20 protein-coding genes are annotated in these 25,342 nt (G+C 43.5%); 8 read left to right on the forward strand and 12 right to left on the reverse strand.

What is annotated here, in order from left to right; translation table 11 throughout:
• Positions 1-39 precede the first annotated feature (39 nt).
• The 5 genes from GKO22_RS07985 (at position 40) to GKO22_RS08005 (ending at position 9,912) form a co-directional block, all read left to right on the forward strand.
• On the forward strand, positions 40-1,524 hold the full coding sequence (locus GKO22_RS07985; RefSeq protein WP_166333964.1) for a glycoside hydrolase family 76 protein: 1,485 nt from the start codon (positions 40-42) through the stop codon (positions 1,522-1,524).
• Positions 1,525-1,590: 66 nt separating this feature from the next.
• Complete coding sequence (locus GKO22_RS07990; protein ID WP_166333966.1) at positions 1,591-4,767, forward strand: SusC/RagA family TonB-linked outer membrane protein; 3,177 nt, start codon at positions 1,591-1,593, stop codon at positions 4,765-4,767.
• Between the two features lie 27 nt (positions 4,768-4,794).
• Entirely contained in the window at positions 4,795-6,858 is a 2,064-nt protein-coding gene (locus GKO22_RS07995) for a RagB/SusD family nutrient uptake outer membrane protein (RefSeq protein ID WP_166333968.1), read from the forward strand.
• Between the two features lie 19 nt (positions 6,859-6,877).
• Positions 6,878-7,693, forward strand: a complete 816-nt coding sequence (locus GKO22_RS08000; protein ID WP_166333970.1) for a DUF3823 domain-containing protein — start codon at positions 6,878-6,880, stop codon at positions 7,691-7,693.
• 14 nt (positions 7,694-7,707) lie between these two features.
• On the forward strand, positions 7,708-9,912 hold the full coding sequence (locus GKO22_RS08005) for a hypothetical protein (protein WP_206367854.1): 2,205 nt from the start codon (positions 7,708-7,710) through the stop codon (positions 9,910-9,912).
• Positions 9,913-10,016: 104 nt separating this feature from the next.
• On the opposite strand, the gene GKO22_RS08010 is transcribed toward GKO22_RS08005, so the two are convergent.
• Positions 10,017-10,607, reverse strand: coding sequence for a hypothetical protein (locus GKO22_RS08010; RefSeq protein WP_166333972.1), 591 nt, complete (start codon positions 10,605-10,607; stop codon positions 10,017-10,019).
• A 387-nt stretch (positions 10,608-10,994) separates the two neighbouring features.
• Between GKO22_RS08010 and GKO22_RS08015 the strand changes: the two genes are divergently transcribed.
• Complete coding sequence (locus GKO22_RS08015; RefSeq protein ID WP_166333974.1) at positions 10,995-11,564, forward strand: AAA family ATPase; 570 nt, start codon at positions 10,995-10,997, stop codon at positions 11,562-11,564.
• Positions 11,565-11,608: 44 nt separating this feature from the next.
• Here GKO22_RS08015 and gloA2 read toward each other — a convergent pair whose 3' ends face one another.
• From gloA2 to dinB, 9 genes are all read right to left on the reverse strand, one after another.
• Entirely contained in the window at positions 11,609-11,995 is a 387-nt protein-coding gene (gene gloA2, locus GKO22_RS08020) for an SMU1112c/YaeR family gloxylase I-like metalloprotein (RefSeq protein WP_166333976.1), read from the reverse strand.
• A gap of 37 nt (positions 11,996-12,032) precedes the next feature.
• A complete protein-coding gene (locus tag GKO22_RS08025) occupies positions 12,033-12,764 on the reverse strand; it encodes an HAD family hydrolase (RefSeq protein ID WP_166333978.1) in 732 nt (243 codons plus the stop codon).
• The gene (locus tag GKO22_RS08030) at positions 12,757-13,797 is read right to left on the reverse strand and encodes a lysylphosphatidylglycerol synthase transmembrane domain-containing protein (protein WP_166333980.1); all 1,041 of its coding nucleotides are present in this window, start codon (positions 13,795-13,797) and stop codon (positions 12,757-12,759) included. Before GKO22_RS08030 ends, GKO22_RS08025 begins: the two co-directional genes overlap by 8 nt.
• Positions 13,775-14,758 (reverse strand): CDP-alcohol phosphatidyltransferase family protein, encoded by a 984-nt coding sequence (locus GKO22_RS08035; RefSeq protein WP_166333982.1) that lies wholly within the window; start codon positions 14,756-14,758, stop codon positions 13,775-13,777. The genes GKO22_RS08030 and GKO22_RS08035 overlap by 23 nt, the downstream gene beginning before the upstream one ends.
• Positions 14,718-15,614, reverse strand: a complete 897-nt coding sequence (locus GKO22_RS08040) for a hypothetical protein (protein WP_166333984.1) — start codon at positions 15,612-15,614, stop codon at positions 14,718-14,720. The genes GKO22_RS08035 and GKO22_RS08040 overlap by 41 nt, the downstream gene beginning before the upstream one ends.
• 1 nt (position 15,615) lies before the next feature.
• A complete protein-coding gene (locus GKO22_RS08045; protein ID WP_166333986.1) occupies positions 15,616-16,338 on the reverse strand; it encodes a nucleotidyltransferase family protein in 723 nt (240 codons plus the stop codon).
• Positions 16,339-16,443: 105 nt separating this feature from the next.
• Positions 16,444-17,772, reverse strand: a complete 1,329-nt coding sequence (locus GKO22_RS08050) for an inositol-3-phosphate synthase (protein WP_166333988.1) — start codon at positions 17,770-17,772, stop codon at positions 16,444-16,446.
• A gap of 289 nt (positions 17,773-18,061) precedes the next feature.
• The gene (locus GKO22_RS08055) at positions 18,062-21,118 is read right to left on the reverse strand and encodes a DNA polymerase III subunit alpha (RefSeq protein WP_166333990.1); all 3,057 of its coding nucleotides are present in this window, start codon (positions 21,116-21,118) and stop codon (positions 18,062-18,064) included.
• Positions 21,119-21,130: 12 nt separating this feature from the next.
• Positions 21,131-22,315 (reverse strand): DNA polymerase IV, encoded by a 1,185-nt coding sequence (gene dinB, locus GKO22_RS08060; RefSeq protein ID WP_166333991.1) that lies wholly within the window; start codon positions 22,313-22,315, stop codon positions 21,131-21,133.
• A gap of 81 nt (positions 22,316-22,396) precedes the next feature.
• Between dinB and GKO22_RS08065 the strand changes: the two genes are divergently transcribed.
• The gene (locus GKO22_RS08065) at positions 22,397-22,636 is read left to right on the forward strand and encodes a helix-turn-helix domain-containing protein (RefSeq protein ID WP_166333993.1); all 240 of its coding nucleotides are present in this window, start codon (positions 22,397-22,399) and stop codon (positions 22,634-22,636) included.
• 24 nt (positions 22,637-22,660) lie between these two features.
• Here GKO22_RS08065 and GKO22_RS08070 read toward each other — a convergent pair whose 3' ends face one another.
• Positions 22,661-23,749 carry a hypothetical protein gene (locus GKO22_RS08070; protein ID WP_166333996.1) on the reverse strand — a complete coding sequence of 363 codons (1,089 nt, stop codon included), beginning with the start codon at positions 23,747-23,749 and terminating at the stop codon, positions 22,661-22,663.
• Positions 23,750-24,003: 254 nt separating this feature from the next.
• Here GKO22_RS08070 and GKO22_RS08075 point away from each other — a divergent pair, with 254 nt between their 5' ends.
• The gene (locus GKO22_RS08075) at positions 24,004-24,228 is read left to right on the forward strand and encodes a hypothetical protein (protein ID WP_166333998.1); all 225 of its coding nucleotides are present in this window, start codon (positions 24,004-24,006) and stop codon (positions 24,226-24,228) included.
• A gap of 44 nt (positions 24,229-24,272) precedes the next feature.
• Here GKO22_RS08075 and GKO22_RS08080 read toward each other — a convergent pair whose 3' ends face one another.
• Positions 24,273-25,331: a PA0069 family radical SAM protein gene (locus tag GKO22_RS08080; protein WP_240920213.1), complete on the reverse strand. Its 1,059-nt coding sequence runs from the start codon at positions 25,329-25,331 to the stop codon at positions 24,273-24,275.
• Positions 25,332-25,342: the final 11 nt, after the last annotated feature.

Raw genomic sequence — 25,342 nt, forward strand, 5'->3', positions numbered from 1 at the left:
CAAGCTCTAACTAAAATTATAAACCAAATTCTCAACATCATGCAATTAAACCGTATTGCTCAAGTTGCTTTCCGTGTCGCGCTTATGGGTGTGGCGATGACTAGCAGTGGGATGTCATCCTGCTCTCAAAACACCGTACAACCTGTCGAAGTCGAAGAGACTATAGATGACTCTGCCATGGAGCTGGCGTTACGCAATCTCGAACGTTCTATCGCTCTCGTCGACATTACGATCGAAAAACAATTTGATCCCCAAACTTTGGAGATGCGTCGCTTCTATAATCCATTCACGCAAGTAAAATCGGATGAACGCGGATCAGTCTGGATGTACACTGCTGGAATTGAATCGGTCAACGCCATATTAGCTGGTCTGAAAAAAACGAAGGAAGCCGGGGAAACAACATTATACGATCAACATTATCAGCGCTATGTACAACTGCTGGACAATTTGTATGATAACGCCGATTACTATTTGGGGACATTCGAATTGGTTTCCTATACCCAAACAAAAGAATGGTCGGTATACGCGGTCGATCGAGTGAGCCAAAAAGGGCAAGCGAACGTCACGGGCGTACTCAACGTGTATGACGATCAGATGTGGCTGATCCGTGAATTGTTGGAATCCTACAAACTCACGGGCAATGAAGCGTATTTGCAAAAAGCGGAATACTTGACAGAATATGTGCTGGATGGCTGGGATACGACCATTGATGAGCAAGGCAGAGAAAATGGCGGAATTCCGTGGGGACCAGGCTACACCACCAAACATGCTTGTAGCAATGGACCACTCATCACGCCTCTGGTCTGGTTGCATGATCTATACAAAGGCAAATCGGAACAGATTGAAAAGCGTTACATCGATCCGAACGACAAGCAAACGCGTTTGACAATGTCAGTAAACAAAGCCGATTATTACCTCGATTATGCGAAAGCAACCTACGCATGGCAAAAATCCCATTTGCTCAACAATAACGGCGTGTACAGTGACATGATGGGCGGATGTGTGCCGAATTGTGATATTCAGTACACAATGGTGAATGGCACGCGCTATCGCGCCAACACGCCGTTGAAGGACGCTGTAGGCGAAGCTTTTACGTACAATAGTGGTACGATGCTTTCGGGCGGAGCAGACCTATACCGTGCTACGGGCGACGAAGCCTACGCGCGCGATGTGCGCGATCTTTCGCAGAAAAGTTTTACCAACTTTGCAACATTGGGCAAAGATGTACCGAAGTACCACAGTTTTGGTACAGATGGATTCAAGAATTGGTTCAATGGCATTCTGCTCCGCGGATATCAGGAATCTGCCGGATTGAATGCGCAAAATAGCGCGTATCTCAACGCATTTCAACGCAATCTAGATTACGGTTATGAACGATTTAACAACAATGGTTATCTGCCCACCAATTTACTAACCGGCTGGGGCAGTGATCGGGATGGACAAGGCGTAGAAGGCATGTTTATGTTCACTTACGCGGCACAATATGCTTTATTGAGCCAGCATCATCTCTATACGGCGGATTAACCATCGGCCAAAAACCTAAAGACCTATTTTAAACAAGTGATATAACCAACTACAAACCAGTTAACCATGAAGGTAATCTCAAAAAGAAGCGTCACTAAGGTGATGCAAGTTTTGATGCTGCTGGCTATGCTGTGTCCGCTCTTTTCCCGAGCCCAAACCGCTGTACGCGGCGTGGTCTCCAATGCGCAGGGACAGCCATTAGCCAGTGTATCAGTCGTCGTGAAAGGCGCTACTCCACAGATCGCTACCAGCACAGATGCACAAGGACGATATGCTATTAACGTTCCTGCCGATGCCGTTTTGCAGTATAGCTATATCGGTTTCAAGACGGCAGAAACTTCCGTTAACAGTCGCTCTACGATCAACATCAGCTTAGAAGCCGAAGATCAAAGTGTAGAAGAAGTGGTCGTCGTCGGCTACGGAACGCAACGTAAGCAGACATTGACAGGTGCTGTTTCTGGCGTGAAGGGATCAGAAATGCGTGCCACGCGAAATGAAAATCCACAAAACATGCTGACCGGCCGTATTGCTGGCGTGCGTGTATGGCAACAAAGTGCTGAGCCAGGTGCATATCGTGCGAATTTTGATATTCGCGGTATGGGAGCACCTTTAGTGATTATCGATGGCGTACCGCGTTCCATTCAAGATTTTCAACGCCTTAATCCCAACGATATCGAAGATGTATCGGTATTGAAAGATGCATCGGCCTCCATTTATGGTGTCCGTTCGGCAAATGGCGTGATGTTGGTGACCACACGCAAGGGAAAAGCAGGAACGGTTTCCGTTGGTTACAATGGTTCATACACCTTTCAACGCCCGTCCAACATGCCATTTTTGGCCACTGCAGCAGAAGCCATGACTTTGTACAATGAACGTTCCATGAACAACATCAATGGCGGCAACTGGGTGTATACAGAAAAAGATTTCGAAGATTTTCGTAACGGAACACGGCGTTCATCCGATTGGACTTCGTTGATATTCTCCGAAGTTTCTCCGCAAACTGCACACGATGTGAGCGTGTCGGGCGGATCGGAAAAAACGCAGTACTACGTGGGTGCAGGTTATAATTTTCAGGAAGGATTTTTTCGCAGTGGCGATTTGAATTACCATAAATTCAATTTACGATCTAACCTGACGACTGAGATTACGAAAGGATTGAAACTGGAGCTTAATCTAGCTGGCATGTCCGACGTGCAGAACAATCCGTACCATAGCGCCGTCGATATTATTCGTAATTATTGGAGCCAAGGCATGCTCTTTCCAGCGTTCGCTGATCCAGAAGGAACATTGATTAATTATGAAGGTATTGCTTTAGAGCAGAATACCGTGCCGATGATCTATTCAGACATCGCCGGTTATCGCAAAAATAAGATGAAGACTTTTCAGTCATCCGCCGCGTTGAACTTTGATTTTGGCACCTTATCAGAATCCTTGCAGGGATTAACCGCCAGAGGATTATTGTCTTATGATTATCGTGGAGATAATAATAGTACGTTTCGTCGCGAATATTATCAGTATGCGCTAGATCCGATTTCGGGAACGTACAACCAAAAGCTGTTTGACTTGAGTAGTCCGAACCGTATGCGTCGCGAGTTTTTCGAGAAACAACAGATCCTAAGTCAGTTCACCTTAAACTTCGAACGTTCTTTCGGGAATGGTCATACCTTAAATACCTTGATTGGTTGGGAAACCCAAAAGAATGATGGCGATAATTTCTTTGGTATGAAAAATCTGGCCTTCGGTTCCGATATCTTATTAACTGGTGTCGAGGAAGGGCAGATGACGGGGATGTCGGGTGGCATTTCCGATTATTACAATGAAGCGAAGCAAGCGGCCTTCGGCCGGGTAAATTACGATCTCAAAGGACGTTATATTGCCGAATTCCTGTTCCGCTATGATGGCTCGTCTCGCTTTGCGAAAGAGAATCAGTGGGGATTTTTCCCATCAGGATCTGCCGCTTGGCGTATTTCTGAAGAGCCTTTCTTCAAATCTTTAGACGGCTTGCGCTTCATTGACCAATTCAAAGTACGCGCGAGTTATGGTTTGCTTGGGGATGATTTGGCGGGAGATTGGGATTTTGGCTGGATTGCGGGCTATAATTATCCAGCGACCAGCGGCAATGCCGAAAACGGGTATTATAACCAGTATGCCCCAGGATACATTTTTGGCGATCAATTCGTCACCGGTGTTACGCGTAAAGCGATTGCCAATCGCATGCTGACTTGGTATCAAGCCAGAACTTTCAATATCGGTCTAGATATGGATATGTGGAATGGCAAGTTTGGTTTCACCTTAGATTACTTTGATCGTAGAAGAAGTGGATTATTCCAACGCCGCAGCGGTGATTTTCCAACCGTTATTGGGATGACTGCACCCTTAGAAAATGTAAATAGCGATCAACATTACGGGATGGATTTAGAGATTCGCCACCGCAACCAAATCGGAGATTTTGGCTACAGCCTGAAAGCCATCGCCACCATTACACGGAACAAATACTTATTTGGTGCACAGAATGGACCGTACCGCAACTCCTACGACAAATGGCGCAATGACAATCTCAACCAGCGCTATCAAGGACAGCAATTTGGCTATGTTTCTGACGGCCGTTTTATGGATTGGAATGATATCCGTACTTATCCGATCTACACCGAACGCGATCAGCTTCCCGGCGATTACAAATACTTGGATTGGAATGGCGACGGCGAGATCAGTGGTCTGGATGAGCATCCTTTTGCTTTCGACCAAACACCGTGGATGAATTACAGTATGAATATTCAGGCCAACTACAAAAACTTTGATTTGGCGATGCTTTTCCAAGGTTCGGCTTTGGGATCCATGCAATACCAAGAACCGTTGTATTCTATTTGGGGCAGCAATGGTGGCGGTACGCTGACGCAATTTCTGGATCGCTGGCATCCACTAGATCCTACGGCAGATCCATATGATCCTTCGATCGAATGGGTGCAAGGACATTACGGCTACACCGGAAGATATCCACGACCAAACTCAGAGTTTAACCGCGTAAGCACCGCTTATCTACGTCTCAAGAGTTTAGAATTAGGCTATACATTGCCCGCTTTTGCGCGCTATCCCAATATGCGTCTTCGCGTTTTTGCCAACACGTACAATGTGTTTACCATCACCGCAGTCAAATTTGTGGATCCAGAGCATCCAGACAGCGACTTAGGACGGATGTATCCATTGAATAAGACCTACACGATGGGCGTATCCTTAAATTTTTAATGTAGAGCAGACCAAGAACTGAAGAATATGAAACGACTTATTCCATTTATAGTAATAGCACTATTGGCTGCCATGAGCCAATCCTGCGTGAAGCTAGACATTATACCCAAAAACATTGTCACGGATAATGAATTGTTCAACACGCCGGCTAGTGTAGACATTTATATGGCGCGGATGTACAGCCGCATGCCTTTCGAAGATTTTAAATACATGGGTCAATGGGGTTTTGAAAATAACGGTTGGCTCAATTCCATCGGTATCGATGGTACCGGCGAAGCCGTTAATCGCGATGGTATCACGACCGCTTTCACGGGAGAACGCACCGCTTACTGGGGGCAAGCTTTTGAACTCATCCGCGATGCCAATCATCTTTTGGAAACGCTGCCGCAATATCAGGCGAACTTTAGTGATGAATTGTATAATCATTATCTGGGCGAAGCTTATTATATCCGGGCTACTGTATTCTACACGATGGCCAAACGTTTTGGAGGAATCCCGTTGGTGACCAAAGTGATTCAGTATCCAGCTAATGATGCTGAGATTGAAGTAGCACGCGCTACTGAAGAAGAAACGTGGGATCAGGTATTAGCCGATTTTGACCAAGCGATTGAATTGCTACAAGAACGCAGTCCGCAAGAAGGCTATGCTAACAAATACGTGGCATTATCATTTAAGGCGCAAGCGATGTTGTATGCTGGCAGTGTGGCGAAATACAATGAAACGGTATCCGGTCGTTTAACAGGCGTTGGCCGCAAAACGCAAGTGCGCGTTATTGGATTCGAAGAATCCCGCTGGCAAGCTGCTTCCCGTCGTTATTTCGAAGAATCGTATAAAGCGGCTCGTCGGGTCATGCAAGATGGTGGATTTGCACTTTATCGTCGCCGTTGGATCGCAGGTGATAAGCAGGCGCAATACCAGAATATGGTCGACATGTTTTCTGATTTAAGTAGTTCAGAGAATATCTATGTGAAGCGCTATCTATTTCCAACGCTCACCCATGCATTTGATGCCTACAATATGCCGTTTTCATTCCGAGCACCGCTTTCCGCAGGTACTTGTCCGACGCTGGATTTTGTCGAGCTTTTTGAAGGATTTCCAAGATATCCTGACGGAAAGATTCGAGTGACCACGGGCAATAACAATGCATCGGGCGATTATGTGATGTATGATAATCCGCTGGAATTTTTCAAAGATGCAGAGCCACGCTTACGTGCGTATGTGATTTTTCCGTCCGACGAATTCCGTACGCGGCAGATCGATGTGCGAGCCGGCGTATACACGGGAGTAACGCCTATAAAACCATTTTTTTCCAATTATGCGTACAATACTGCTGATGAGCGGTATCAAAACTTGCCGATCTTCAATGGATCTAACAAAACCTTGTACTTAAGTCCACGTGAAGGCAACGGACAGCAAACGCTGCAGTACCAAGGGCAAACCATGACTGCCGCTGGACAAGATGGTCCGTTTTTCGATAACGGTGAAGCGACGCTGACGGGATTGTACGTACGTAAATGGTTGCAAACTACGACGAACATCGAAACGGGTGAAGGAAAATCTGCACAGCCATTTATCTTGATGCGCTATGCGGAAGTATTACTTACAGCGGCAGAAGCGGCCATCGAATTAGAATTAGCGGGCGCACCATCTCCAGATGGGAGTAGCTTATTGCAAGTGGCAACAGACAATATCAACCAGATTAGAGAACGGGCTGGTGCCAGCTTGTTGATCGGCTCGCTAACTCCCGATAACGCTGGCCGTGATATCGTACGTAAGGAACGTCGTAAAGAACTCGCTTTCGAGCATAAATCGAAATGGGATATTCGCCGCTGGCGTGTAAACCACTACGAAGGACGCGATGGCTTCTGGGGCGAAACGCGTGACAAAAACTTCTATAGCAACAACGAGAATTACCGCTTCCGAGGATTGTATCCTTTCTTCTCCACGCAAGAAGGCAAATACTTCTTTGACACACGCTTCCAGTGGGTGTCATCCAAGACATTTGGTTACCAACCGATTGATTATTACTTCGCTATCCCGGGAGGCGAAGTAGCCAAAAGTCCATTAATTGACCAACAACCTAACCGATAACGAGATGAGACACAGAAATATGAAATATAGCATAATACTGGTGCTAATCACCGTATTGATGAGCAATAGCGCTTGTAGTTTTTTTGAATTAGACAATTATGATGCACCTGATGTCACGCTAAACGGTGAGGTGGTCGACGTCCTGACGGGAAAGCCCGTATTGACCGATCAAGGATCGGAAGGGACACGCGTTCGGCTAACCGAATTGAGCTGGGGCGACAATGTAGAGCACAATCCAGATTTCTATTGCATGCCAGATGGCAAATTTCAGAACACCAAACTCTTTAAAGGCAATTATCATATCACCGTCGATGGTCCGTTTATTCCATTGCAACGTCGCGGAACAGATGGCACTATCATCGCGGACGAAAGTATCGTGATGGATCTAGAGAATACGCATAATGTACGTATGGAAGTGCAGCCCTTTTTGCAAGTAGAATGGGTAGGAGAGCCAACGGTGAGTAATGGCAAGATTACCGCGCAAGTGCGCGTAACACGCGGTGTGAATCCAGCTGATTTTAAAGCAAAGGTGGAGCCTATGGGCAATTATAACGATAATCTGCTCAACATGACGGATATTCAGTTTTTTGTAAGCTATTCGTCGAGTATTGGCTATCGTGCACGTGACGAACGCTGGTCTACGCGTATCGATTACTCTGGTAATGATTTCAATTCTTTATTTGGCGAGACCATCACCGTTACGTCCAATGGACAGATTCCGACGGGTAGAACGGTATTTATTCGCGCGGCCGCGCGAATAAATTATGACACGCCAGTAGGTAGTGGCGTACGACGCTGGAATTATAATGAAGCCAAAGAAGTGTTGGTGAACTAAAAATGTAACAAAGCATGCATAAAGTAAATAATCAAATCCGCTGGAAACCTTGGTACTTGACTTTTGGAATCTGTCTCGCAGCGGCTAGTCCGCTATGGGCACAGCAAAAGCCCGATGCCGTAAAGACCACTTTCCAAACCTCTAGCGAATGGCGAACAACGATTGATAACCGCGCAGACGCCGTTATGATCTACGGTGTGAAAGGCAATCCTTCGGATAAACGCAAGAAATGGCCATTTCCGGATCGTGTCAAATCGTGGAAGGATAGAGGTTATACGATCCACTTCATGACAGGAATAGCTTGGGGCGAATACCAAGACTATTTCACCGGCGCTTGGGATGGCAAAATGCATTTGGATGAAGGTCAGGTAACGCAACAGCAAGATACCTTGTGGCACGGACATATGGTACCGTACTTAGTGCCAACAGACAATTTCATTCAGTATATGAATGAGGAGCACATCAAGCCTGTGATCGATGCGGGGATTGATGCCATCTTCTTAGAAGAACCCGAATTCTGGGCCAGAGCTGGCTATAGCGAAGCCTTTAAACAAGAGTGGAAGAAGTATTATGGTTTCGATTGGCGTGCACAGCACGAATCACCCGAAAACACCTATCTCTCGAATAAACTGAAATACTGGCTGTATTATAATGCATTGGATAAGGTATTCACCTTCGCCAAAGAATATGGAAAAACGAAAGGTATGGACATAAAATGTTATGTGCCGACGCATTCGCTAGTGAATTATTCGCAGTGGATGATTGTCTCGCCAGAAGCGAGTTTGGCTTCCTTGCCCGTAGTCGATGGCTACATTGCGCAAGTGTGGACAGGCACTTCGCGCGAGCCCAATTTCTTCGAAGGCAAAGAACGTGAACGCGTTTTTGAAACCGCTTATCTGGAATATGGTTCGATGGAATCAATGACAGCACCGACGGGCCGCAAGATGTTCTTCTTGACCGATCCGATCGAAGATCGTGCAAAAGATTGGGATGATTACAAGCGCAACTATCAAGCAACGTTCACAGCACAATTACTTTATCCGAACATTGCTGACTTTGAAATCATGCCTTGGCCAGAACGCATCTATGAAGGTTTGTACCGAGTATCTGCCAACAGTGAGGAGAAAGCAAAGATTCCAAAACCGTATGCTACGCAGATGCAGGTGATGGTCAATTCATTGAACCATATGCCTAAAAGCGACAATAAATTGTCGGGAAGCGCGGGCGTATCGGTTTTGATGGGCAATTCGCTGATGTTTCAGCGATTTCCAACCCATGCTGGATACGACGACCCGCAGTTGGCTAACTTCTACGGCCTGACTTTGCCTTTTGTAAAGAAAGGCGTTCCTGTGAAGACGGTGCATATTGAAAATTTGGGTTATCCAGCAGCTCTAGCAGAAACTAAAGTTTTGCTCATGACTTATGCCAATATGAAGCCACTGGATGCTATTGCACACCAACAAATCGCAGATTGGGTACAGCAAGGTGGACAGCTTGTATACAGCGGCCGCGATAATGATCCATTTCAAACAGTGCAAGAATGGTGGAATACAGAAGGAAATAATTATGCAGCACCGTCCGATCATTTGATGGAAAAAATGGGGATCTCAGCTAGCGCCAAAGAAGGTGTTTATGTTTATGGTAAAGGTGCTGTGCATATCCTGCGTTACGATCCGAAAGAATATGTGCTCGCGGCAAATAAAGCGACGCCTTTGTTGAAAGCGGCAGAAGCGCGTTATACGGCATCGACCAAAGCACAACTTGTTTATAAAAATCATTTCTACCTACAACGTGGAATGTATGAATTGGTTGCCGTCATGGACGAAAGTAATAGTACGGATTCTTATACGTTGCAAGGTCAATTGATCGATCTGTTTGATCCGACACTTCCCGTTTATACGAAGCGTACTATTGCACCTAGCGAACAAGGTTATTACCTCAATGTGGAACTGGTAAAGGATAAAGATAGACCGCAGGTCTTAGCAGGTGCAAGTCGTATTAGTGAGGAGAGGGTATCAAAAAGTGCCTACAGCTATATCGCCAAAAGCCCGATAGAAACCACCAATATTTCTAGAGTACTTTTGCCAAAACAGCCTAAAAGCGTATTGGTGAATGGTCAGGAAACTTTTGATGTTAAAAATTGGGACACTGGCTCAAAAACCTATTTGTTAGGTTTTGAAAATAACCCCGATGGGGTAGAAGTGAACATGTTGTGGTAAGCATCGTTTGATGTGGTTTAATTTTGTGTTGTTCGACCGATCTCCGTGCAGGAGATCGGTTTTTTTTACGGCGTCAAAGACGAGAAAATGAATAGGTGAGCTGCTTACTTCATCTCGAAAAGATCGTCATCGGTCACTTCCTGATTATTACCTTTCGCTTCGTCATAAACTGGACGACCAACAGCCAAAGATCTCAACATATCTTTCCATGCTAATTCCGCATCTCGGGTGGATGCGGTCAAATCATTTTGCGCGTACATGGCCATCTCTTGTAGATGCACATATTTACCGCCAGAGATTGGAATGAAAGCTTCCGTCAACGTTACATCGTTAGGATAGGAGATTACATAATAATAGGTAGATCCGAAATCTGAAGTTCCCTCTTTCAATTTGGAGAGATCAATATCGTGCACAATAGATCCAAGTAGGTACATGGGTTGTCGAGCAGCTTGGTATTCACCCCATAAGATAACGTCTTTCCTAGGAGAAGATCCTGCATGCTTATCAAACAGACTACGAATCTCAGACAGTTTGATATGTGCATTTCCAAAATACGTATTGCCATGAAACAGAATGCGCATTTGAAGGCTATCATTGCGGTATTCATTCATAGCATCTCGCGAGTACGTGTTTTTAGAAGCGATTCTCTTATTTACAACAGAGCAGCCCATCAAAGCCGCCAAGTAAAATGTCATCAAACTTATCTTAAAAAAATAGGTGCGATAGCTCATCATATGATAATCTAGATTTAGACGTTGTGGTTAGTATTATCCCAATATAGAGAATTATTTTTGAATTAAAACTTGTATTATTAATAGATTCGTAGATCAGAATATTGTTTATCGCGCTAACTTAGTGTACTATTCACTTCACTTTGTTTTCCGCATCTTAATTTCCATCTCTGTGTTTCCATCTAGGTATTTATTCCTTCACCGTACCTAATGATGGCTTTCCCCAAACTAATTCCCACTAGTATTTGTAGCTGTTCAGCTCAAAACAAGCCATTGAAATTCTATTAGAGACAATCCGTCTCGTCTTCTCAGCGTGCGTAAAACAGAAATTTATTAAATTATTAAAAGTCAATGAAATCAACTTATTTTTATATTATAACAGGTGGGCCAGGTGTCGGAAAAACCGCACTGATCGAAGAACTGAATCGACAAGGATTCAGCACCGTGCCAGAAGATGCACGCCGAATTATTAAAGAGCAGATAGATTTGGGAGGAGATGGCCTCCCTTGGAAAGATAAAGCACATTATGCCCATCTCATGTACCGAGCGGCCATCAAAAACTACCAACAAGCTATACAGGACAACGATTCTCAAGTTCGTTTTTTTGATCGGGGATTACTGGACACCATTTGCTATATGCGCATGGAAGATATCGCGATACCAGCAAGCATATTGGATCAAATAGCCAATTATCCATATGCCCATTTGGTATTTATCTTACCACCGTGGCAAGAAATATATCATACAGACGAGGAACGAAAACAAAATTGGGAGGAAGCTGAATTCACGTTCCAGCAGATGAAGGAAACGTATTTAGCATTCGGGTATGATGTGATTGAACTACCAAAGACATCAGTAAGCGAACGCGCGACATTTATTTTAGATCATATCGCAAAGCATACCAATGAACGTCGATACTAAACATAGGGCTTTACAGGGGGGCAGTTTGCGTTTCGGCTTGCATATTACCCCTCGTAAATCTCTATCGGCAAATCATCTGGGTCACTAAAAAAGGTAAATTTCTTACCCGTAAACTCGTCGATACGAACCGGTTCAGCGATGATGTGTTTAGTAGCTAGATAGGCAACGGCTTCTTGTATATTATCTACTGCAAAAGCAATGTGCCGCAATCCGGTGGCCTCGGGTCTGCTAGGTCTTGCGGGAGGTTTAGGAAAAGAGAAAAGCTCAATAAGGTACTGCCCATTAATCGCCAAATCCAACTTGTAGGACCGTCTTTCTGCTCTGTAAACCTCTTGCATGATTTCAAATCCCAAGATTTGCGTATAAAAAACTTTAGATCTTTCGTAATCAGAAGCGATGATGGCAATGTGATGTAAGGATTTGATTTTCATGCGTAGCAATGGTTTACGATCTTTTTACGAAGATAGATTATTTTTTCGTTGACAGATCAGCATCTTCAAACACAATGTCCAACACTTCGTTAATATCCGAAATCGTATACGTTGGTTTAACGTCCGAATCGATATCATGCTCCAAGCTATTACCTTTGAGCCAAGCCGTCTGGCAACCACAATTATTTCCTGGCTCAATATCTTTGGAAAGCGAATCGCCAATGACCAAACATTCTGCTGGAGATAGCTTGATCGCTTCAATGCCTAAACTGTAAATCTGAGGATCAGGCTTACGTACACCGACCACTGCCGATTCGATGACGTGATCAAAAAAATGATCTATCTTATAGTCCTCTAATACCGCCCGTAAATTGCCATAAAAGTTAGACACCATAACCATGGGTATCTTATTCGCTAGTAAAGAAAGTACTGTCTTCGCTTTTGCTATATGATATTTAGCAAAATCATATCCACCGCTGGCAATTGGAGTGATCAGATCATCATCTAAACGGTAGTTTAGTGTTTTCAAAAACTCAAATTGCGCTGCAACTTTGGCCAGAAGCACTTGCTCCATGTTGAAATCTGGTAGAATTATTCTTTCCAGTGCCGCTTTGCGTTCTGTATGCACATAAGCTTGATAAAATGCCTCTTGCGTCACGTTTATTTCTAACCTTACGTAGAGATCCCATAAGATGGTAGACCAATGATCTCCTTTTGAGTCTAAGGTACCACCAAAATCGAAAAGTAGACCTTTAATAGTATTATTCATGTGATAGTTCTTTGAGATTTTCCTCCACGTCTAGTGGAGCGGTTTTATTTCTCACGAGTAAAGTAAGTAGCAATCCGATAACAATCCAAATTAATTCTCTGATACGCGTAGCCAATCCGATAAATACGCCCGCGCTAGCCGAAAAGCCTACAACAGACATGGCTAGTGCCATGCCTCCTTCACGCGTGCCCAGTTGCATAGGGAAGAAGAATATCAAGTTAGCAAATAGGGAAGATCCTGAGCTTACAATGATGGCCTCTATGTAATTCATCTCCAATCCAAGCGCTCGCGCTATCAGATAAATCTCTACACAGCCAATCACTCTTGCGAAGAATTCCCAAAATAGAGAGGAGTAAAATTTTGGTTTTCGATGCTTATACAAATCGTTGATCTGCATATCTATCTCGGTAAATAACGTCTCATTCTTCTGCTGCAAACGCTTGGCTGCCTTTCCAATGAACGGTAATTTGGTCGCGACTCGAAATACACTGTTTAGAATACCGTGCTTCGAAATCCGTGATACCCAAAACAGTAATCCACCAGCTAATGCAATAATGACGACACAAGTTGCGATCACTGTGGGGCTAACAGGTAGATAGAAAATAATTAAGCCGATGGACAACACCCAAAACACCAAATGCGAAAGGATGTGCATCATACCATATAGCAATACAGAAGAGCTGGCTTTTGCCTTTCCGAGTGCCGGTGTGAGCGACATGATGCGATAAGGTTCGCCACCAAGTGCTACAAAAGGCGTGATATAGTTGATTGCATATCCGGAGATAGTAAGTTGAAGAATACGACCGAAACTTATCTTAGCACCTTCGTAATTGTTTTCTCGAATAATGTCGCGAAAAGCCAATGCGTTCATAAAATAAATGACAAACCAGCTTAATAAGACCGGAATAAACCAGATACCGGTCTGTTGCAAATTAGCCCAGATATTATCGATCCCTAGCGCATACACCATGTAGACCAAGCTACCGATGCCCAGTAGGATAAATACGACTTTATAAAGCGTTTTCGTGCTCATACAAGCTTTTGCGTTCGATCGCTGACCAGAAATGTTTGCTCACGCGCTCCTGTCTATACACCATATAAATGAGAATAGGAGTAAGTACCAAAATATCAAATACGAAATATAGCCAAACCTGATCTATAGAAATCCATAAAAACAAAAATAGCACCCGCGTATTAAACTGTACGATGTTGGTGTATTTCATCAATGGTTTATTTTGCGCTCTGAAATCTCGGATGAGATTGAGGGGCAATCCATTTTTATATTGGCTTTTGATTACTGCTAATAGCTTTTGTAGCCAAGGAGAAAGTCGTTCCTGCAGGCGCGTGTAGCCTATATATCCATTCAACACGAACTTCGAGAAAGTATCTTTTTTCCAACTCAATTTTTCAAAATCTATTTGTAGATCATGTACATTGTCCAGCTCACTTCCGTTTTCACCTTTGATAAAGAAAAGGTGAACATTGCGATAATAATCGGCCATGGCCGATTGGAAAACATGTGCTACACCAGCCAAAACTCCAGGTATCCAGACCCAGGCAGACCAGCCTTGATCCATCAGCCGAAGGCATAATGCAATATGAATAGCCGCAAACCAAAAATCTCCGGCGAAGCCGTCGAGAATCCTTCCAAAGCGACTTTTCTGGTTGGTCAATCGCGCTAATTGCCCATCCGCAGAATCCAACGAGTTGGCAAATACGAGCAATAGCATCCCGATGGCATTGATCCAGAGATCTGGATAGTAAAACAGTATGCCAGCCGCAACGCCGATGAAAATGCTGGTGATAGTGACGGCATTGGGACTAATACCTGCACGCGCACATATTTTGGCGATGAATAGGCCGATGGGACGATAAAACCAAATATCGATGCGTTCTTCGGTATCGGAAGATTTGAGCGATTGCTCGAATTCGGACTCGATCGGTTGGTCGGTATTATGATTTTCCACTAATGGTTGCGGATTTTTTTGTTTCATTCTGGGTAGATAATTTCTTAAATAAGAAATGGGCGATTACTTTTGCAGCTTCTTCTCTGCATGGCGCAAAACTTGGCCAATCGTTTAGATCTATGATATGTATGCTGCCATCTTTTTGTATGATAGCATCTCCACCGTATATTTCCACACCTAAAACTTCGGCTGAGCGTTCGGCCAATTGGTGAAGCTGTTTAGCATCGTAGTTATAATGATTCGTATGGCCGTTAATTTGTTCATATTCCTCATACTTATGATGCTTCACTTCATAAGGGTAAAAGCTGTAAAAAAACGACGTGCCGCGCACCGCATAGAATTTAACGAGGTCACCACGCAGATGACGGGATATGACCGCTTCTTTGATATTCCGCAAGGCATATTCTTCGATAATATTCTGTGCTTGCGCAATGGTAGCTGCAAATGTCACATCTTCTTTGTGAATGGCATGAAAATCTCCACGTTTGATCCACAAGCCATCTTCAGCCAATGATAAGGCATCAGTAGATAAAGGCTGATGTGTCTGCTGCACAACGCTCGCTGGATAGGAAATACCATTGGCCAAAAGATGCTCGGTCATATTTTTTCGAAAGCAATTTCGGATGCTGTACGACGAATTGAAGATAGGCATTCCGCCGTCTTCCAATTGCTGTAAGCGTAGTAATAAAGGTCTACTACGCCCCATGCTAATGATACCATCGCTATCAGAAATACCGATTTGCATAAAAGATTCTTCATCGCACAATCTAACGGCAGCACCGAAAGAGGTGAGTTCATCGCAAACGAGGCGCATGATAGCGGCATCATTGCCAATGTGGTTAGGAGAGAAGTTCTTCCTTCTATTTATAGCCAGTATATTCATTTTAATTTTTGCCACATTCCCCAATTTCCATCAGATAAGCCTCGGCTTGTTTTTGGTCGGATAGATGATCAACATCCACGATCTTGTCGAAGACGTGGCCTTCCACGACCAATGATTTTTCTAAAAGACTTCGTTGATAGTTACGCATTCTACTTTGTCCGAGTTGAATTTGTTCATGGGCAATCTGCGCTGCGCGAATACGCAGTCCGTAGATACCACCAGAAACTAGATTGGTATTTTGTGTCTTTACGTCTGAAAAAAGTTCAATTCGATGATATTCATCCATTGCGATATACAAAGGGCTCTCGTCGTCTATAAAAGAGGTAACACCCATATACGCATCTGCTGATTTTCGCGACCTAAACTGTGTGATGTAGTTGGCAAATTCTCGATCCGAAAAAATAGTGTCCGTCGTCGTTACCACACATTCTTCCCAAGTCGGATTGGCCTGTAGTAGTTCGCCCAAGCTATGTAATGAACTTTCGGTATCAAAGACATAAGGATGTATAGGAACTCCAAAATCGTTGGTCTTCAAGAAATTTTGCAAGTCAACGGATACGCTATTGACGATAACGTGTACATGAGCGGCACCATTCTTGGCAAAGATCCTAATTAGTCGTTCAATCATAGCTATGCCACAGATCGGAAGGAGGGGTTTTGAGAGCTCGATACCTTCATTTTTTAACCTCGATCCTTGACCGGCAGCTATAATGGCAAATTCCATTTGGCTTTTCTTTATTGGTTAAGTTTTAATAACTAGGGAAGACAAAACATACTTTATGCTAAATCTAAGTGCTTCGCCTTCCCAATATCTATATATACAATAGGTTTACTGAATGCTTTCTATCAATTCTTGATAATAATCTAGTCCCAAGTGCGTAATAAGATCCTCGCCCTTAATATGTCTCAAAGTATTCTGAAGCTTCATCAATTGCTTGAAGATATCATGCTCTGCTGGAAGTCCCGGTGCAGTCTGTGGAGATTTTAAGTAAAATGACAACCACTCCTGTACGCCATGCATCTCAGCACGCTGAGCCAAATCGATAAAAAGTGCTAAATCCAGCACAACGGGAGCAGCTAAGATCGAGTCGCGACACAAAAAGTTGATTTTGATCTGCATCTTATAGCCCATCCACCCAAAAATATCAATATTGTCCCAAGACTCTTTGTTATCACCATGTGGTGGGTAGTAGTTGATGCGGACTTTGTGGTAAAGATCGCCGTAAAGCTCTGGGTTTTTGTTCGCATCCAATATTTCTTCCAGTACCGATAATTTAGATACTTCTTTGGTCTTAAAGTTATCTGGATCATCTAATACCAAGCCATCGCGATTACCTAAAATATTGGTCGAGAACCAACCTTCTACACCCAATGCACGTGCTTGCAATCCAGGTGCTACGATGGTTTTCATCAGGGTTTGTCCGGTTTTAAAATCTTTTCCTGCAATAGCTACATTGTTTTCTAAAGCCAATTCTACGATAGCTGGGGCATCACAAGTTAGATTCGGAGCACCATTGACATAAGGCACACCTTCCAATATTGCAGCATAGCAATACAACATACTCGGTGGGATACGGTCGTCGTTATTGTCCAATGCTTGTTCCAGCTTTGGAAGTTCTGTGAAGATATCTTCTGCATCGATGTATTTTTCCGTCGATCCACACCAAACGATAACTACCCGATCTAGGTTATTTTCCGCCTTGAATGTCTTAATATCTTCGCGAAGTGCTTCGATCAATTCACGATGTGTCGTCTGAGTCTTTACATGATCTCCATCTAGATTTTTGACAAAATCACGGTTGAATACCGCTTTCATCGGAACGATTTTTTCTAAATCTTCTCGTACAGCTTCCAATTGATGTGCTTCTAATACTTTGGCTTTGCTAGCTGCTTCGAATACATTGTCGGCATATAAATCCCAACCACCAAACACGATATCCTGTAAGCCTGCCAAAGGCACAAAATCTTTAATCAATGGATTACGATCTTCTGTTCTCTTCCCTAATCGGATACGACTCATTTGAGAAACTGATCCAATTGGTAGAGATAATCCTTTGTTTATCGAAGCTACTCCAGCAATTAATGTAGTCGCAACAGCGCCCAGTCCTGGCATCAAAATTCCCAGCTTGCCCGTTGCCTCTTTGATTTTATATTCCATTTTACAGTAGTGAATGAATGTTTACAATATGTTAATACGGTTGTAAAAATGGGTTAAAAGTTTGGTTTAGCATATGACCAATTGTTAAATTAAAGTAAATATTTGACTATTCGGTACGTATGGTTAGTTTGACTGTTAGCAATATTACACAATATTCAACGTGATGTTTAATTTTGAATATAAGCTAGTTATACAAAATTTAACTAACTGACCATTTAAGTCACAGGGTTAGTTTCTTACATCAGGTAATTTTTAAATATATAAAAATTTATAGAGAGTTTACCTAAAGTTAACGCATCTTTTGTCGCGGAAGATTGACTTCGTGCGCTTGCGGATAAGGCTTTCGATTCGTCATACTTACATCTTCTTGTATTCTGCGTTGGGTATCGTACTGTCTTTTCTGATCATACGCATAACGGGGATCGGGAATAAATGCCATTTTTGCCATTTTATGGATCGTGATGGTCGGAAAGTGATAATCTACTTCGACGATGCCCAACAGCAAATAACATCCGCCACCTTTGAAAGGATAATTGGCCAAGCTATCTGGGAAATGCGCTGTATCAAAATAGTTTCCTTGCACATCTACCCAAGTGCCAAAGTACATCGTTCCACGTTTGGTAGGTACGTGTTTTCTCGAAATCAGATAAGCCAGCATCTTCACTTGCTTTTTGTGCTGTTGAGTTAATTCGTTGACCATTACGGTGCCACGATAACGAGTTTGCAGCAGATCAAAAGGTGAGCAGGAGGTAGGAAATCCCAATAATTCGATTTCGTCGAAAGCATCTTCAAAAGCAGATCGCTCCAGTTTAGGCAATGTATATTCGCGAGCGGGCTCATGCAACAAGACCGGCTGCTGAGTTTGTGGTTTGAAAGATACCAACAACAAACGCGCGTGTACCAACAACTCACTTTTGCTCTTTCCAGTAAAGCGAAGTGCACCGATAAAAATCAAAGTTTGTATGCTTTCTATACCCATTGGTACACGACGAAGTAAATCCTCTAACGAAATATATGCGCCATGTTTGAGTCGTTGGGCGACAATTTGATCGGCTAATTTGGATTCTAAGCCTTGCAAATGCATAAAACCCAAATACACATCGGTACCGTACAAAGTGGTGATGATATCGCTATGGTTTACACAAGGATTTTGTATCGTGGCGCCCGACATGCGCGCTTCATGGATATATACCTCGGTACGATAGAAGCCACCTTGATTATTGATCACAGCGACCATAAACTCCATCGGATAATACACCTTTAGGTACAGACTTTGGTAACTTTCTACCGCATAAGAAGCCGAATGTGCTTTGCAAAAGGAATACCCTGCAAACGACTCAATCTGTCGATAAACTTCCTGACTAAGCTGTGGATCATGTCCTTTCTGGGCGCAAGAATCAAAGAAGTTGTTGCGCACACGTTGTAACGCTTCCAGTGAGCGGCCTTTGCCACTCATCGCACGACGCAGTACATCACCATCTGCGGCTGATAAACCGCCAAAGTGCATCGCAATCTTGATCACATCTTCCTGATACACCATAATGCCGTATGTCTCGCCCAGATGTTCGCGAAATACATCGTGCATGTACTCAAACTGATCGGGATAATTGTGTCGGAAAATATATTCTTTCATCATGCCCGACTGCGCTACTCCAGGTCGTATAATGGATGAGGCGGCTACCAAGGTGCGATAATCGGCACACTTTAGCCGACGCAACAATCCGCGCATCGCAGGCGATTCGATGTAAAAGCAACCAATCGTTTGTCCACGCGCGAGGTGATCGTTGCACAGTGCTTCTTCTTTGGAAATTTGCGTATTGCGAATGTCAATCGTTATGCCTCGATTTTGCGCAATAATCTTCACCGCATCGTTGATGCTGCCGATACCACGCTGACTAAGAATGTCAAACTTCTCCAGTCCAATGCTCTCGGCCACATGCATATCAAATTGCACAATCGGGAAACCTTTGGGTGGCAATTCCAATGCCGAATACTGCGTAATCGGTTCTTCCGAAATCAATATACCGCAGGCGTGCATACTCCGCTGATTCGGGTATTTCTCTAGCATATTGACATAATGATGTATCTTGCGCACTACGGAGTTGGTATCGTGCTGATCCATGGATTGTGTAGCCAATGCATCCAACTCTTCTTTGGGCAAACCAAATACTTTACCTAGCTCTCGGAAGATAGAGCGGTATTTGAATGCTATGTTGGTGCCGCAAAAAGCCACATGATCTTTACCATAGCGATCAAAGATATAGTGCAGAATAATGTCGCGCTCCTGCCAACCCCAATCGATATCAAAATCGGGTGGTACTTTACGATTTAGATTGAGGAAGCGCTCGAAATACAGATCCAATTCTAACGGGCAGATATCTGTGATGCCCAAGCAATACGCGATAATACTATTGGCACCGCTACCACGGCCAATATGCATAAACCCTTGGCTGTTGCTGTATTGCACAATATCCCACGTGATCAAGAAATAACCACTAAAATTGAGCTCATCAATCACTTTGAGTTCGCGTTCGGCACGTTGCCTAGCCAGCGTATGGTTATTAGCTCCATATCGTCGAAGCAGTCCCTTTTCGGTAAGCTCTGTGAGCAATAATCGGTCGCCCTCTCGGCCATCGGTGAAATGTTTTTTGTTTTTAGGTGTAGTGTATTCAAAGTCAAAAGAACAGCTCGCTAACAGCTGCGCTGTATTCGCTACGATTTGAGGATAAGCTTGAAAAATGGCGAGCAAATCTTGTACTGATAGAAAGTACTCATCTGGACGGCAGCAGTCTTCCTTGTGGAGCTTGGAAAGCAATACGTTGCGATCTATCGCGCGCAAAATACGGTGCAGTTGATATGATTCCTCGTTACTGATGGTGATCGGAGCTAAGATCACCATCTTGGGAAGATAACGTTGCCACTGTGGGCGGATCAATAGATTGATTTCATGCGGTTTTACACCGATGTATTCCTGTTCACCTAATACTTCAGGAGCTTTACTCATGGTGTAGATGACCGCTGTGTCGGGCAGGGCAGGGCATTTTGGGAGCAACGCCGTTTCTTCCAAATTGTGCGTGGTGCGCAATTGACAGATAGCACCGACGCCACGACTATTTTTAGCGAGCAGAATGTAATAAAGTTCGTTGTTTTCTCGCATTTCCATTCCCACGACAGGCTTAATATGCTCCTGATGACATTTCTGCGTAAATTCATAAATGCCCGTTACGGTGTTGATATCGGTGAGCGCCAACGATGTTGCGCCGGCCGCCGCCGCTTGCTTTACGAGCTTTTCAATGGATAGCGTTCCGTAACGAAGACTATGATAAGATCGGCAATTGAGGTACATAAGCGTTCGGGATTAATGTTCAGGATTTTCCTGTTTGCTGAATTTTGGGTTTTCCAATTTCTTAACTCCTCCGGCACGATTTACTTTATCGTATCCGAAGCGTGTTTTTATCTGATCCATCGCTTGGTAGAGCGCCACCATTTCCTGTGTATCTTCAAATAGATTGATTTGTAAGCTACCGCGCACCAAGTTGGTGAAACGCACGCCGATCAGTCGAATGCGCATACGTCGATTATATAGTTTATCGAAAAGTTCCAAAGCACAGCACGATAAGGTATGATCGGCCGAGGTATAAGCCACGCGGCATTGTCTAGTTTCGGTATCGAAATTTGCATAACGTAGCTTGATCACCACGGTAGAGGTAAGCCATTGTTCGGTGCGTAGCTGATAAGCCAGCTTTTCGACCATACTGCCGATAATACTTCGCAATTTTACCAAGTCAATGGTATCTGTACTGAAAGTATTTTCTGTCGAAATGGATTTCCGTTCGGAATAAGCTTGCACCGGATTACTATCTATGCCATTGGCTTTTTTCCAAAGATCCAGTCCATTTTTCCCAATCATTTGCTGCAGCACTTCAACCGGCATATCGGCCAAGGTGTGAATTTGGCGAATGCCAATGCGCGATAGCAATTGAAAAGTACTATCGCCAACCATTGGAATCTTTCGGATGGATAGCGGATTGAGAAATGGCCGCACGCTATTGGCTTCGATTTGCTTACGACCGATTGGTTTGGCTTCGCCCGTACCAATCTTCGCTACGGTTTTGTTGACCGAAAGGGCAAAACTAATCGGTAAGCCTGTCTCCTTGGTGACGCGCTGTGCCAATTCTTCTGTCCAGCGGTATGCCCCAAAAAAACGATCCATGCCTGTTATATCCAAGTAATGCTCGTCAATGCTTGCTTTCTCTACCACGGGCGATTGCTCTTCGATAATCTCGGTAACCGTGTGCGAAAGTTGGGAATACATTTCCATATCTCCTTTGATGACTTTGGCTTCCGGACATAATCGTAAGGCCATTTTGATGGGCATAGCCGAACGCACACCATAATAACGTGCTTCGTACGAACAAGATGCAACTACACCACGATCCCCACCACCGATAATGACAGGGGAACCGTACAACTCGCTGTTTTTCAACCGTTCGCAAGACACAAAGAAGGTGTCCAGATCCATATGTACAATGGCGCGTTCCATTATCATCCTTTCTATTATTTTTAACAAACTTACTAGGTTTAGCTAAAAATATTAGTATTATTGTTGTTCCAAATTAGGACAATGTTGTATCTATCTGAAAACATACGCTATCTACGATCCAAAGCGGGCAAGTCACAGCGAGCCCTAGCCGAGCAGCTTGGGATTACGCGTGCACGCTACTCGAAGTATGAGTATGGTACCGCAGAGCCGCCTTTGGAAATTTTATTGAAAATATCGGATTATTACCACGTTACGATCAATGTGTTGATCGCGGTATCCATACCAGATTGTTTAACTGTTAGACAACATCAAGAGCAATAATGGGAGAGTAGTGTAAGAGTGTTATTAAAAATAGTAACCTAAGTTGATGTTGAACCTTCCTTGTAATTTAGCATCTGGATTACCTCGGCTAAAATCATCGACAAAATTGCCTCCGAACCAAGAATGGTTGTATCCAGCAGCATATTCTACGTAGGTGATTACTGGGCCTATATTAGCGCGTACACCGGTGACATTCATATAAGAGTTTTCAAAAGCTCTACGCGCTTTTTGCATGTAGCCAAAATCATTATAAGCAGTAAGTTGTTTTAATATTCCTCGATTTATATCCATACGTCTAGACACACCAAATGTATACAGATTAAAATTTGTTGCGACTTCGTAGGCAGATCCATAAGCTGCCATTTCAATCACTTCATTGGATTCGCCTTCCGCATTTCGGGGATTCATCACGGCATGTACAAAGCTCGCTTTGAGATTCCACTTTCGGTAATCTGCCTCATAGGCCAATGCGCCAGCATAATGATTACCTACTTCTTGCGTATCCATATTATATATCCCACCATATTGTCCGGAAATACCGATGCGTTGTTTGACCGCTCCCAGCGTCTTATAAACAAGATTACCATTTACCTGATTGTTCTTTTTATTGCGCCCTACAACATCATAGGCAAAACGACTATATGAAAGTTCTACATCTCCGCCCACATCCAATGTTTCTGCATTTTTGAAGAAAGCGATATCATAATCCCAATGTTCCTTTCGGCGCAGGTATCGAATACCCATGTCATAATTATCTTCCAAACCAACATAATAGCCGATATTGAAAAACCAATTGTTAGAGGCATAAGGCTGGAGTCCAAAAGGAACAGAAGCCAACCCGACCTGAATCTGCTCGCCTTCCCGAAATTCATATCCCATCCAAGCATGCTTTAAAAATCCACCTCCAAAAGAAGCAGCATACTGTCGATACTCAGCGTCTAGCAACACTTTCTTATAAGCCGCTTTTACATTTAGGAGTAATACATCGTAGAGAATAGCTCCACCTTGATCGCGCTGCTGCTGATCCCAAGAGTTGTACAAGTAATTGAAACGCAACGCACCTCCAAGATGGACTTGTAAAGAGTCTTGGGCGATCGAAGGTTTAGATAACATAAAACATACTAGTGAAAGTACGATGTACTTCACCGCTGGTAAAAAATAGTTTGGCATCAATATATTAGTAAAAGACAAATAGTATTTGCAGCATTAAAATTAATTATAAATTTAATTTTAATGTAATTTTATATAATATTTATCAATTATTTTTTCCGCGTAAGATTCTGTATAAGTATAAATACCTAAAAACTTGTATGTGTTAAACAAGAAATCATCCATGCTGTTTTTTCTATGAACAATAAAATAAGATTATGAACAGAAAGAACTATGTATTAGGAATATTAGCAGCTGCTGTGTTGGCGCTGAGTGCTTGCAACAATCATCCTCGTGAAGAAGCAGAACAACCACGTATGCCAGAAGATCGCACGTTAGATCCTCATGAGGCACCATCTTCTACGACAGATACAGCTCATCGTGATACGATGCCTACAGCAGATACACTTAATACCAGAAATCCTGCTCAGCCAAATTTTTAATCAGCAGATAAGGTATATGGCGATATTAACATCTTCCGATCAGCTCAAAATAAGCGAAGCTGATCGGAAGATGTAGATCGTCTAAAATGTGTTTTAGAAAACGAATGAGTATCCTGATTAAGCCCACATTTTCGAGCATGTAATTTAAAATTGTCTTTGATGATTTGGGCAATATTTCCCGAACCACGCATACGATTCCCAAACGTGCTATTATTCAATTGTCCATGGTGGCAAGATGCAATTTGATGCAAGATTTTATCCGCCCGATCGGGATAAGTTTTTTCCAACCAGTCTTTAAAAAGTACCGCAATTTCTCCATTTAACCGTACAATGGTATAACCTGCCCAACGAGCACCATGATCACTGGCTGCCTGCAATACCGCTGGTATTTCATGATCCGTTAATCCCGGAATAATCGGTGCACACATAATTCCCGTAGGAATTCCTCGCGCACTCAGCTCTTCCAATGTCCGGAGCCGCTCGCGCGCTGTGGCAGTTCTGGGTTCTAGTTTTTGCCGCGTCGCTTCTGTTAATGAGTTGATCGACAGATAAACGGCACACAGTTGCTTTTTTGCCATCTCTTCCAAAATGTCCATATCGCGTTTTACCAAGCTATTTTTGGTGATGATGCCTATAGGTTGCCCATGATCCAAAGCGATTTGAAGTATCTGACGGGTAAGCTGGTATTTGCGTTCGATGGGTTGGTAACAATCGGTATTTCCAGAGAGTGAAATAGTATCTGCTTGCCAAGATTTTCTGCTGATAAACTCTTGGAATAATGCTGGAGCATTTTCTTTAACCAAAATCTTGCTTTCGAAATCAATGCCGGCACTATATCCCCAATATTGATGCGAATTGCGAGCATAACAATATATGCAACCATGCTCACAGCCTTGATAAGGATTGGCCGAATAAGCCATGCCCACATCCGGGCTATCGACCTTATTCACTAAAGTTTTGGGATGTACTGTTGTTTGAAAAGTGCGCGTAGGTTCTTCTTCCCATTCGTCAATACCTTCCACATGGTGCTGCCCATATTCATTTGTAAAAAAACGATTCTGTGGATTGTATTGAGCACCTCTGCCTTTGGTATAGTGTTTCATATTGCGCATCT

This window comes from Sphingobacterium chungjuense (assembly GCF_011316935.1).
GTDB lineage: Bacteria > Bacteroidota > Bacteroidia > Sphingobacteriales > Sphingobacteriaceae > Sphingobacterium > Sphingobacterium chungjuense.